A 12,299-nucleotide genomic window follows, 5' to 3' on the forward strand; every position below is an offset into this window, starting at 1 on the left:
GAACCACACATGTGGTTCTGCTGCTACTCTGCTGATGTACTGAATGTGATATTGTCGATATCGACCATACCTGTCCCCACAGGGATCAAACGACCGATAACCACGTTCTCTTTCAGATCTTCCAATGCATCTACCGTACCGGCGATAGAAGCTGAAGTCAGTACTTTCGTAGTATCCTGGAACGATGCTGCCGAGATGATAGAGTCTGCACCAACCGCTGAACGCGTAATACCTACAAGCAACGGCTCAGCAATTGCCGGTTCACCGCCAAGTTTAAGCACACTCTGGTTCTCTTCCTGGAACTTACGTCTGGATACAATATCTCCAGCGATGAATTTACTGTCACCACTGTCTACAACTTTCACCTGACGCATCATTTGTGACGTTACAATCTCAATGTGTTTATCTGAGATGTTAACCCCTTGACGGCGGTAAACCATTTGTACTTCAGAGACAATGTACTCATAAAGCGCTTTCTCACCAAGTGCTGCAAGGATATCATGGCTTGAGATCGTACCGTCAGTCAATTTCTCACCTGCGTGTACATAATCTCCCGCATGCACCAATGCAGTTTTATTCTTATCAATGAACTGCTCAGTGATCTGATCACCCTCACCTGTAATGATAAGTCTTTGTTTACCACGTAGCGGTTTACCGAAGCTTACCACACCGTCAATCTGTGCGATCAAGGCGATATCTTTTGGACGTCTTGCTTCAAAGAGTTCAGATACTCTTGGAAGACCCCCGGTAATATCGCTTGATTTGATCGCCGCTTTTGGCGTTTTAGCAAGGATATCTGCCGTACTTACTTCTGCACCATCCTGAACAAATAGGATTGTCTTAGGATCAAGCTGATAACGGATGATCTCTCCTGATTCTGTTGCAAGAATGATCGCCGGTTTATAAGCCGCCGGGATATATTCATTCAACTCAAGTCTTGACTCTCCTGTTACTTCATCGAACTGCTCGATAACTGTAACACCAGGGATGATATCTTCAAACTTCAACGTACCTTTTTGCTCTGCGATGATCGGCTCTGAGTATGGATCCCACTCTGCCACTACCGTCTGCTCGATCACTTCAGGAGCAGAGAGGAGATCTCCTCTTTCCACTTTCTGATCATTCGATACCTGAAGCTTCGATCCTCTTGAGATATAGTGTCTTCCCGCTTCCCTGTTGTTCTCATCGACAACCACAGCAAAGAGACCTTTTTGCGTCACTGCATCACCCTCTTTACTGTCAGGATGTGCTTCAAGGTAATCTCCTTTAAGCAGGAAGAACTTCACCGTACCGCGTGATTCAGAGATCACTTTTTGTGTCACAGGTGCACCATTTTCCACTTTAAGCTCTGAAGCAAACGGGATACGTGACGGTACAGACCAACCTTCATTGATCATATCAACAATAGAGTCACCCTCTTGTACCATATCACCGTCTTCAAACGGAAGGAAGAATTTCCCTTCGATCTTACCTGCAACCCCTGCAAGTTCGTTTGATTTTGCTACATCAGACTTTCTTAGGTTGTATTTGATCTCATCCTGACCATCAGCCGCTACAGAGATGACATACTCGTCGTGTGTAATCTGGATCTTCACTTTACCTGAAACCGTCGCTTTGATTTTTGGCTCAACCAAAAGTACACCGGCATTTCTTCTGTTTGCAACGATCAATTTATCTTCAGTATTTCTATAAACTGAAAGGTTATAGTAACGGATGAAACCTTCTTTCGTCGCTACGATTTGTCTCTCTTCCTTACCTGCTGTCGCCGTACCACCGGTGTGGAATGTACGTAGTGTAAGCTGTGTACCCGGCTCACCGATCGATTGTGCTGCGATAACACCGACTGCTTCACCACGTTTTACGATCTTGTTATCTGCCATGTTCAGACCATAACACTTCGCACAGATACCTTTCGGTGCTTTACATGATGACGGAGCTCTCATAACTACCGATCTAACTCCCGCATCCTGAACACGCTGAGCCATCTCTTCATCAATCAATGTTCCCTCAGAAAGCAGTACTTCAGAGGTAATAGGATCAATCACATCCTGAGCCAATACTCTACCGTAGATACGATCTGCCAATGGTTCGATCATCTCGTTACCCACAACGATATCAGATACTTCCACACCTTCGTGTGTACCACAGTCATTCATCACGATCTTCACGTTTTGTGCAACATCGATCAGTTTTCTTGTCAAGTAACCTGCGTTCGCTGTCTTAAGTGCTGTATCGGCAAGACCTTTTCTCGCACCGTGTGTTGAAATAAAGTACTCAAGTACGTTCAGACCTTCACGGAAGTTTGAAGTAATCGGTGTCTCAATGATCGATCCGTCCGATTTCGCCATTAGACCCCTCATACCTGAAAGCTGTCTGATCTGAGCGGCAGAACCCCTCGCACCAGAGTCAGCCATCATGTGAACTGAGTTGAATCCGTCTTTATCGGCTCTGATCTTCGCCATAAGTCCTTCAGCGATACCGTTGTTCGCATCCGTCCAGATATCGATAATCTTGTTATAACGCTCTTGATCAGTCAAAAGACCCGCACCATACTGTCTCTGGATCTCTTTTACATCTTCAGTAGCGGCCTTTACAAGTTCCTCTTTCAGCTCAGGGATCTTGATATCTTCAACAGAGATCGATACACCGACTTTCGTTGCATATTTGAAACCCATATCCTTAAGATTATCCAGGAATGTTGCAGTCTCTGCAACCCCGCCGATCTTGTAGATATAGTCAACAAGCGCACCGATATCTTTTTTCTTAAGAATCTTGTTCCAGTACTTTTCAGGTACATAGTCAGGAATGATCGATTTCAGGATCAATCTACCTGCAGTCGATGTCGTGATACGACCCTCTACCACAGTTCTGATACGTGCATTCAGGTCAAGGGACTGCTGTTCAAATGCGATCTCAACCTCTTCTACGTTCGCAAAGAGTTTGTGCTCACCTTTGACATCATTTTTCTCAAGTGTCAGGTAGTAAAGACCCAAAATCATATCCTGAGACGGTACGGCGATCGCTTTACCTGATGCAGGAAGCAAAATGTTCATTGAAGCAAGCATCAAGACTTTCGCTTCGGCTACTGCTTCATCTGAAAGCGGCACGTGTACTGCCATCTGGTCACCATCGAAGTCGGCGTTGAATGCCGCACAAACAAGCGGGTGAAGCTGAATCGCTTTACCTTCGATCAATCTTGGGTGGAACGCCTGGATCGAAAGTTTGTGAAGTGTCGGTGCACGGTTAAGAAGAACAGGATAGTTCTCAACAACCTCTTCCAGACACTCCCATACTTCGTTCTCCTGTTTCTCGATCATCTTCTTCGCTTGTTTAAGGGTCGTTGCATACCCTTTCTCTTCAAGCTTCGCCATCAAGTGCGGTTTAAAGAGCTCGATCGCCATCTTCTTCGGAAGACCACACTGGTCCATACGGAGGTCCGGACCGACAACGATAACCGAACGTCCGGAGAAGTCAACCCTTTTACCGAGAAGGTTCTGACGGAAACGACCCTGCTTACCTTTGATCACTTCAGAGAGTGATTTCAATGGTCTTTTGTTCGCACCTTTTACTGCATTTCCTCTTCTACCGTTATCAAAAAGCGCATCCACAGACTCTTGAAGCATACGCTTTTCGTTTCTAACGATAATCTCTGGTGCATCAAGTTCGATCAATCTTTTCAAACGCTGGTTTCTGTTGATGACTCTTCTATAGAGGTCATTTACATCCGATACCGCAAACTTACCGCCGTCAAGACTTACAAGCGGTCTTAGGTCAGGTGGAAGTACCGGAAGCTGAGTAAGCATCATCCATTCCGGTCTGTTTCCTGAATGCAGGAATGACTCGATCACTTTCAATCTTTTTACGATCGTTTTTCTCTTTGCTTCTGATCTTGTTGCCTGGATCTCTTCTTTAAGCTGGTTGTACATCTCTACGAGGTCAAGGTCTGCTAGAAGCTCTTGAATGATCTCACCACCCATACGTGCATCCAGATCTGTATCAGAAAAACGCTGCATGATCTGCTGGTACTGCTCTTCGTTAAGCACATCGTACTTCGCCAGCGGGCTAAGTCCTTCACTGTCGTAACTTGCACCACCCGGTGTTTTTACGATATATGCTTCGTAGTAGAGTACACGCTCAAGGTCTTTCATCTTCACACCAAGCAGTGTACCGATACGTGAAGGAAGTGAAGAGACATACCAGATATGTGCAACCGGTGCAACGAGGTCAATGTGCCCCATTCTGCTTCTTCTTACTTTAGATGTCGTAACTTCAACACCACACTTTTCACAAACCACACCTTTGTAACGCATCTTCTTGTACTTACCGCACAGACACTCGTAGTCACGGATCGGTCCGAAGATTTTTGCACAGAAAAGCCCGTCACGTTCAGGCTTTAGTGTTCTATAGTTGATCGTCTCAGGTTTTTTAACCTCACCGTAACTCCAAGAAAGAACCTTCTCAGGACTCGCTACTCTCAGTTGAAAGGCTTCGATATCACTCGGTCTCTCTTCACTGTTCAGATCTATCGGTATTAAATTTTCTAGTTGCTTACTCATCGTCAACCTCCACTTCATTTTTCGGTGCATAAAGTTCTGCATCAAGTCCAAGGGCTTGAAGCTCTTTTGTTAGTACGAACATTGTCTCAGGAACACCGGACTCAGGTACCGGCTCTCCTTTTGTAATTGCTCTGTATGCTCTTGCTCTACCTTCAACATCATCTGACTTGATTGTGAGCATCTCTTTTAGGATGTGTGATGCACCATACGCTTCAAGTGCCCATACTTCCATCTCCCCAAATCTCTGTCCACCAAAGAGTGCTTTACCACCCACCGGCTGCTGTGTTACGAGAGAGTAAGGTCCAGTCGAACGTGCGTGTACCTTCTCGTCAACGAGGTGGTGCAGTTTAAGCATGTACATATATCCTACGTTAACACGCTCCAGCATCTGTTCACCGGTTTTCCCGTCAAAGAGTGTCATTTTACCGTCAGTATCTATCTTAGCCAACGCAAAGAGTTTCTCAAACTCTTCAATGTTTGCCCCTTCAAATACCGGTGCGGCAAACTTCACACCTTTTGCCCAGTCTCTACCGTACTTGATCAGATCCTCATCACTCATCTTCGCCAATGTCTCTTTCGCATTCATCAGTTTTGCAACATCAGCGATATTTGTCATTTTCGCTCTAAGCTGTTCAACGAAATCAGCCTGCTTGCTATCGAACATCTCCTGAATTTGAGTACCAAGGTTTTTACCTACAAGCCCCAAGTGTACTTCAAGGATCTGTCCGATGTTCATACGAGACGGTACCCCCAGTGGGTTAAGAATGATCTCAACCGGCGTACCGTCTTCCATATACGGCATATCGATCTCAGGTACGATGTTGGAAACGATACCTTTGTTCCCGTGACGTCCTGCCATCTTATCCCCGACTTTAAGCTTACGCTTCGTTGCAACATATACTTTTACAAGTTTCGTTACACCTGAAGGTAGGATATCGTCTTTTTCAAGTACTGAAAGCTTCTCTTCATGCTCGGTTTTGAGTCTCTTCTTCTGCTTAAGGAAGTAGTTTTTAAGTGATTCATACTCTTTTTGAACCTCGTCAGAGTAAGACTGTACCACACCTCTTAGGGCAAATCTGTTCACCTCTTTGATCACTTCCTGATCAATGATTGATCCTGCTTTATACTCATCCTCACCGATCGTTACATCTTTAGCAAGCTGTTGTTCTGAAAGGTACTTAGCGATACGAAGGATCTCTTCTCTATCTATCATCAGAAGCTGATCATGGTGATCACTATCTAATTGTGCTTTCTCTTCTTCATAGGCTTGGATCGCACGTGCATCTTTCTCGTATCCTTTTTTCGTAAATACCTTGATATCTACAACCACACCTTCCATAGATGCAGGACAGTAAAGTGATTTGTTCACAACATGCCCGGCTTTTTCACCGAAGATTGCTCTAAGTAGTCTCTCTTCAGGTGTAGGTTTGATCTCACCTTTTGGACTTACTTTACCCACAAGGATCATACCAGGCTTCACATAGGTACCGATCTTAACGATTCCCGACTCATCAAGGTGAAGCAGTTCATCTTCACGGATATTCGGGATGTCTCTTGTGATCTCTTCAGTACCGTGCTTAAGCTCTCTTGCTTCTACCTCTTTTTCATAGGTATGCACTGAGGTAAAGGTATCTTCACGGATCAGTTTCTCAGAGATAATGATCGCATCCTCGTAGTTATACCCGTTCCAAGGCATAAAGGCAACACGGATATTCTTACCGATCGCAAGTTCACCCTGGTCCATGTTGGCACCATCGGCGATCACTTGTTTCGCTTCGATCTTATCTCCAAGCTTCACGATAGGTGTTTGCGTAAATGTCGTGTTCTGGTTCGTTCTCATGTTTTTATCAAGTGGGTAGTGGTCGATGTATACACCGCTCTCATCTTCACCCATGATATAAACATTCTTACCATCCACTTTTTCAACCGTACCGCCACGTGTAGCTTTGACACTTTCCCATGCATCACGGCTTACGATCGCTTCCATACCCGTACCGACCATCGGTGCTTCAGTTTTGAGAAGCGGTACTGCCTGACGTTGCATGTTTGATCCCATAAGCGCACGGTTTGCATCATCGTGCTCAAGGAATGGAATAAGCGCTGCAGCAGAACCCGAGATCATCAATGGAGAGATATCGATAAGGTCTACTCTCTTTGAGTCGTTCAACTCGATGTTACCGTTCAGTCTTGTTTCGATCAAGTCACCTACGATCTTTCCATCTTCATCAACGATGGTTGAAGCAGGCGCGATACACTTGTCTTCTTCCTGTGTTGCAGTCACATAGATGATCTCATCCGTTACTTTACCGTCTTTTACCACTTTATACGGTGCTTCGATAAATCCGTGCTCATTTACTTTCGAGTAAGTAGAAAGCGTGTTGATCAAACCAATGTTTTGACCTTCCGGTGTCTCGATCGGACAGATACGCCCATAGTGTGTCGGGTGAACGTCACGCACTTCAAAGCCGGCTCTCTCTTTTACAAGACCACCTTCACCCAGTGCAGAGAGTCTTCTTTTATGCGTTACCTCAGAAAGCGGGTTCGTCTGGTCCATAAACTGAGAAAGCTGACCGCTTGAGAAGAACTCAAGGATCGTGTTCGTGATCATCTTGGAGTTGACAAGATCATGAGGCATGAGATCATCAAGGCTTCCTGAGATCGTAGTCATCTTGTCCCTGATCGCTTTTTGCATCTTCACAAGACCATTGTGCAGCTCGTTACCAAGCAATTCACCGATCGCACGGATACGTCTGTTACCAAGGTGGTCTCTATCATCGATATGACCTTGACCGTTTTTCACTTTGATCAGGTATTTCACTGTATTGATCAAGTCTTCTGCAGTCAGGATAGTCGTATACTCCGGTGTCTCAAGACCAAGCTTGTGGTTCATCTTCATACGACCGACTTTTGTAAGGTCATATCTCTCCGGATCAAAGAAGAGCTGCTTCAAGAATGCTTTTGCTGCTTCAGGAGTAACAGGCTCACCCGGTCTCATCACTTTATAGATACGGATCGCTGAAAGTACATTCTCATCTTCGATCTCTTCAGTCTGCTTCAAGAGTCTCAAGCTCTCCTGATCAGCAATGAAAGCATTGATAATAGAGTTGTCCGATCCTTCTGCAAGGTCATCGATAACCATGATGCTGTCGATTCCCTGTTCGATCATCTTCTTGAGTTTCGTCTCATCAAGCGGTGTGACTACATCGTAAAGTACTTCACCGCTCTCCTGGTCGATCACAGGCGTAGCAAGGTGTCTCTCCATCAGTACATCAACTGGATATTCTACCCACTCCAGTCCCTCTTCCTGTAGTGCCTGTGCTTTTTTCTTGGTCAATCTCTTACCAAGGTTTACGACTGTCTTACCGTTTGCATCTTTGACGTCATAATCGGCTCTACCGGTAAAGTCATCCGGATTGAACTTCGTAAGGAATCTGTTGTCCTTGATCACGATCTCTTTTGTAGAGTAGAAGAGTTTTACAATGTCCTCTTTAGAGTAATCCAATGCTCTGAACAAAATCGTTACAGGAATTTTTCTTCTTTTATTGATACGTGCATAAAGAATGTCTTTTGAATCATATTCAAAATACAACCAAGAACCGCGATCAGGGATGATCTGTGCTGAGTAAAGAAGTTTTGCCGCAGCCGTAGTCCCCTCTTCTTCCTTGAAGATAACACCCGGAGATCTGTGAAGCTGGTTCACGATCACTCTCTCAACACCATTTACGATGAATGATGTTCTGTCTGTCATCAATGGGATGTCACGTACAAATACTGCCTGCTCTTTGATCTCTTTTGGATCAAGTTTTTCACCGGTCTTCTCATCTCTGTTCCAGATCGTCAAGGCGATGTTCATCTTCAATGAAACAGAATAAGTAAGCCCTCTCTCCATACACTCACGTACAGTATACTTAGGCTTGATGATGTCTGAACCTTTGTAGGTAAGTGTCAGTCTGTTTTGTTGGTCATGGATAGGGAAAGATGTTTTAAAAACCTTCTCTAATGTAGAGTTCTTTCTATCTTTTTTACTCATCATCAAAAAGTCATCGTAACTTTGTTGTTGAAGTTGTAAAAGGTTTGGGATCTCTATTTCTCTTGGGGTTTTTGAAAAATCGACACGAAGTCTATTACCAGAATGTAAAGAGTTTAACATGGTTATCCTTCTTGTGAATGGTTAAGGTTAATGGTTAATATCGTTGTTATTAAAGTTTCGTAACTTATAAATTACATATAGTTAGATACACCAAGAAACTATTAGAGGAGGGTATGAAAATGTCTCATCTCCGAATAGTTTATCACTGTACCTAACGAAGGTTATTTTGTCAAGTCAGGCGGATGCCTGACTTTGGAGTAAAGTAATATCGATTACTTAAGCTCACAAGAAGCACCAGCTTCTTCAAGTTGTTTTTTGATATCTTCAGCTTCTTCTTTAGAAACACCTTCTTTAAGTGTAGATGGAGTCTCTTCAACAGCAGCTTTAGCCTCTTTAAGACCAAGACCAGTGATCGCTCTAACTACTTTAATAGTGTTGATTTTTTTCGCACCAGCGTCAGTAAGAACAACGCTGAACTCTGATTGCTCTTCTGCAGCTTCAGCAGCACCAGCACCACCAGCAGCTACTACAGTAGCCTGTGCAGTTACGCCAAATTTTTCTTCAAATTCTTTTACTAGCTCAGAAAGTTCGAGCACTGACATGTTAGAGATAAATTCAATTACATCTTCTTTAGTTGTTGCCATAATATTTTCCTTATTATATCTATTATGCTGAAATCATAAATGATTTACTTATAAGAGAGCAGTGATTGCTCTCACCACCCGCTATTAAGCCTCTTCTTCTAGTTTCTTCGCTAATGCATCCAAACCGATTGTAAAGTTCTGTACCGGTGCATTCCAAACGTTGAGAAGCATACCAAGAAGCTCGTCTCTTGTAGGAAGTTTCGCCATAGCATTGATTGTTTCAAGGCTTGCTACTTGACCTTCGATCAGACCAGTTTTGATAGAAAAGTGATCTTTGTTGTCAGATGCAGCTTTATCAGCGATTTTACAAGGCAATACTTGAGTTTCACCCCAGATAAAGATATTAGTATCTGTAAGTTCAAGTGCTTCGCATCCAGCTTCTTTGATCGCAAGTTGTGCAAGTTTGTTTTTAACAACTCTTACTTTACACTCTTGCTCACGTGCATTGTTTCTTACTGCTTCAAGTGCTTCAACTGTCATACCTTTGTAATCACAAACGACAACAGCACCAGCTTCTTTGAATTCGCCAGCCAACTCAGCAACGATCTCTGCTTTTTGTGCTCTAGTTAACATATTTTCTCCTTTCGACCTACAACAGGGTGTGAATCATTCACCCATCTATCTCTTCAGATTAGATTAATTAAGCTTTCGCCCCTATTGTCTTTGACCTAAATTTGAGAACAGTATTCTCAAAAAAGAAGTTATATAAAAATAACTGCTCTATTGAAAATAGCTCAAGAGACAGCCTAAGCTGTTCTTGATTAAAAAAATTGGATTATTTAATTTCCATTACTTCTGCAGCATCCAATGTCACTGAAGGACTCATTGTAAGTGACACTGCCGCATTGGTGATGTATCTACCTTTTGCAGATGCAGGTTTTGCTTTGTTGATTGTTTCAACAAGAGCTGTAAAGTTCTCTTTGATCTTCTCAGTACCAAAGCTTACTTTACCGATACCAGCGTGGATATTACCTTTTTTGTCAACTCTGAAGTTTACCTTACCGGCTTTCGCTTCAGATACAGCTTTTTCCACATCCATAGTTACTGTACCGGTTTTAGGGTTAGGCATCAAACCTTTTGGCCCAAGGATTCTTGCTACTTTTCCAAGTACACCCATCATATCAGGTGTAGAGATTACTGTATCGAAGTTGATGTTTCCTGCCTGGATCTCTTCGATAAGGTCTGTACTACCTACGATATCAGCACCGGCAGCTTTAGCTTCATCTGCTTTTGCGTCTTTTGCAAACACTGCTACTCTTACAGTTTTACCTGTACCGTGTGGAAGAACAACAGAACCTCTTACCATTTGATCTGCATGTCTTGGATCAACGTTAAGGTTAAGTGCAACTTCCACTGTTTCATCAAACTTAGCTGATTTTAGTTCCGGAAGTGTAGCCATTGCTTCATCAACACTGTATACTTTCGCTGCATCTACTTTTTTTAGTAGTGCTTCTCTTCTTTTACTTACTTTCTTTGCCATTATATTCTCCGCTTTTATGCTCCCACATTCTATCAATGTGGTCATGATTCATTATTCTAAATCGTATTAGTCTACGATCTCTACACCCATACTTCTACACTGACCGGCGATGATATTTGCTGCCATCTCTCTGTCGTTTGTATTAAGGTCTGCAATCTTCTGATCGATGATCTCGTCAAGTTTTGCTTTGTTGATCGTACCTACTTTAGTTGTAATAGGGTTATCAGTACCTTTTTTGATCCCTGCAGCTTTCATAATAAGCTCTGATGCCGGCGGCTGCTTAAGCTCAAATGTAAAACTCTTGTCTGAATATACAGTGATGATAACAGGAACTTTGAAGCCCATCATATCTTTTGATTTTTCATTGAATGCTTTACAGAACTCCATAATGTTCAAACCACGTTGACCAAGTGCAGGTCCTACCGGTGGCGACGGGTTGGCAGCACCAGCAGCAATGATCATTTTGAATTTACTATCAATCTTTTTTGCCATCTCTTTGTCCTTCTATTTTGATTTAACCACTCGGGTTATATGATTTTTTCTACTTGTGTATACAGTATCTCTACCGGTGTGTTTCTACCAAAGATAGATACATTCAGCTTCAGTTTACCGTGATCAAGGTCATACTCCTCAACAATTCCGGTAAAGTTTGCGAATGATCCATCGATGATACGTACCATTTCACCTTTTTCAAAATCTACCTTAGGTTTAGGAGCTTCTTTTCTCTCCATTTTCTCTAAGATATTTTTGATATCTGCCTCAGAGAGTGCAGTAGGAGTCTTTTGTTCACCGATAAATCTAGATACACGTGGCAAAGACTGTATCTTATGCCATAAATCAGTATCCAGATCTATATGTGCAAATACATATCCTGAATAAAGTGTTCTCTCAGTGATTTTCTTCTGACCGTTTTTAACTTCAATTACTTCTTCAGTTGGGACTACAAGTTCTTTGACTTTATCTTCGATTCCATGATCAATTGCCAGTTGTTCAATTGCTCTTTTTACAGATTGTTCACTACCTGCATATGTCTGGATTGCATACCATTGATAAGCCATCTTCTATCCTATAATACTGATGAAACGATGGATGACATTAATAAGTCAACCAGTGCTAAAAATATTGAAATAACAGTTACTACGAGAACAACCGCTAAAAATGCTTGTCTTACTTGTACTTTAGTTGGAAATATTACTTTATGTATCTCTGCTTTCGCATGTGCAATAAAAGTTGAAAGTTTTTCCATTTGTATACCCTTTTAGTGGCAGGCCAAGAGGGATTCGAACCCCCAACACCCGGTTTTGGAGACCGGTGCTCTACCGTTGGAGCTATTGGCCTAGCTTTGAATAAAGAGGCAAAGCTATTAGAGCTTCATCTCTTTATGAACAGTGTGTTCTTTACACCACTTACAATATTTTTTAAGTGCAAGTTTTTCTGTTGTATTTTTTTTGTTCTTTGTTGTGTGATAGTTACGTCTTGTACACTTCTCACAACCTAGGTGAACAGTTTCTCTCATCATATTCTCCTAT

Annotated in this window: 9 protein-coding genes and 1 tRNA gene; all 10 read right to left on the reverse strand. The window is 42.7% G+C overall.

What is annotated here, in order from left to right; genetic code table 11:
• Positions 1 to 23 precede the first annotated feature (23 nt).
• The 10 genes from rpoC to rpmG all read right to left on the reverse strand — a co-directional run bounded on the left by rpoC (position 24) and on the right by rpmG (position 12,286).
• A complete protein-coding gene (rpoC, locus tag AC4JOV_RS12220; RefSeq protein ID WP_229937303.1) occupies positions 24 to 4,556 on the reverse strand; it encodes a DNA-directed RNA polymerase subunit beta' in 4,533 nt (1,510 codons plus the stop codon).
• Complete coding sequence (gene rpoB / locus AC4JOV_RS12225) at positions 4,549 to 8,706, reverse strand: DNA-directed RNA polymerase subunit beta (RefSeq protein WP_229937302.1); 4,158 nt, start codon at positions 8,704 to 8,706, stop codon at positions 4,549 to 4,551. Before rpoB ends, rpoC begins: the two co-directional genes overlap by 8 nt.
• 212 nt (positions 8,707 to 8,918) lie before the next feature.
• The gene (gene rplL / locus AC4JOV_RS12230; RefSeq protein WP_229937301.1) at positions 8,919 to 9,290 is read right to left on the reverse strand and encodes a 50S ribosomal protein L7/L12; all 372 of its coding nucleotides are present in this window, start codon (positions 9,288 to 9,290) and stop codon (positions 8,919 to 8,921) included.
• An 84-nt stretch (positions 9,291 to 9,374) separates the two neighbouring features.
• Positions 9,375 to 9,863 carry a 50S ribosomal protein L10 gene (gene rplJ, locus AC4JOV_RS12235; RefSeq protein ID WP_229937300.1) on the reverse strand — a complete coding sequence of 163 codons (489 nt, stop codon included), beginning with the start codon at positions 9,861 to 9,863 and terminating at the stop codon, positions 9,375 to 9,377.
• Positions 9,864 to 10,065: 202 nt separating this feature from the next.
• A complete protein-coding gene (gene rplA / locus AC4JOV_RS12240; protein WP_229937299.1) occupies positions 10,066 to 10,770 on the reverse strand; it encodes a 50S ribosomal protein L1 in 705 nt (234 codons plus the stop codon).
• A 66-nt stretch (positions 10,771 to 10,836) separates the two neighbouring features.
• Positions 10,837 to 11,262 carry a 50S ribosomal protein L11 gene (rplK, locus tag AC4JOV_RS12245; RefSeq protein WP_229937298.1) on the reverse strand — a complete coding sequence of 142 codons (426 nt, stop codon included), beginning with the start codon at positions 11,260 to 11,262 and terminating at the stop codon, positions 10,837 to 10,839.
• A 35-nt stretch (positions 11,263 to 11,297) separates the two neighbouring features.
• Positions 11,298 to 11,828 carry a transcription termination/antitermination protein NusG gene (gene nusG, locus AC4JOV_RS12250; RefSeq protein WP_229937297.1) on the reverse strand — a complete coding sequence of 177 codons (531 nt, stop codon included), beginning with the start codon at positions 11,826 to 11,828 and terminating at the stop codon, positions 11,298 to 11,300.
• Between the two features lie 8 nt (positions 11,829 to 11,836).
• Positions 11,837 to 12,016 (reverse strand): preprotein translocase subunit SecE, encoded by a 180-nt coding sequence (secE, locus tag AC4JOV_RS12255; protein WP_229937296.1) that lies wholly within the window; start codon positions 12,014 to 12,016, stop codon positions 11,837 to 11,839.
• A gap of 16 nt (positions 12,017 to 12,032) precedes the next feature.
• A tRNA-Trp gene (locus tag AC4JOV_RS12260) sits at positions 12,033 to 12,108 on the reverse strand.
• A gap of 25 nt (positions 12,109 to 12,133) precedes the next feature.
• Positions 12,134 to 12,286, reverse strand: coding sequence for a 50S ribosomal protein L33 (gene rpmG / locus AC4JOV_RS12265; protein ID WP_229937295.1), 153 nt, complete (start codon positions 12,284 to 12,286; stop codon positions 12,134 to 12,136).
• Positions 12,287 to 12,299 lie beyond the last annotated feature (13 nt).

Source organism: Sulfurovum sp. MH2-6 (assembly GCF_058374785.1).

Excerpts from the sequence above, each read along its gene's own strand:
- rpoB (WP_229937302.1), bottom strand. The coding sequence starts at position 8,706 with ATGTTAAACTCTTTACATTCTGGTAATAGACTTCGTGTCGATTTTTCA.
- rpoC (WP_229937303.1), bottom strand. The coding sequence starts at position 4,556 with ATGAGTAAGCAACTAGAAAATTTAATACCGATAGATCTGAACAGTGAA.
- rplJ (WP_229937300.1), bottom strand. The coding sequence starts at position 9,863 with ATGTTAACTAGAGCACAAAAAGCAGAGATCGTTGCTGAGTTGGCTGGC.
- rplL (WP_229937301.1), bottom strand. The coding sequence starts at position 9,290 with ATGGCAACAACTAAAGAAGATGTAATTGAATTTATCTCTAACATGTCA.
- secE (WP_229937296.1), bottom strand. The coding sequence starts at position 12,016 with ATGGAAAAACTTTCAACTTTTATTGCACATGCGAAAGCAGAGATACAT.
- rplK (WP_229937298.1), bottom strand. The coding sequence starts at position 11,262 with ATGGCAAAAAAGATTGATAGTAAATTCAAAATGATCATTGCTGCTGGT.
- rplA (WP_229937299.1), bottom strand. The coding sequence starts at position 10,770 with ATGGCAAAGAAAGTAAGTAAAAGAAGAGAAGCACTACTAAAAAAAGTA.
- rpmG (WP_229937295.1), bottom strand. The coding sequence starts at position 12,286 with ATGAGAGAAACTGTTCACCTAGGTTGTGAGAAGTGTACAAGACGTAAC.
- nusG (WP_229937297.1), bottom strand. The coding sequence starts at position 11,828 with ATGGCTTATCAATGGTATGCAATCCAGACATATGCAGGTAGTGAACAA.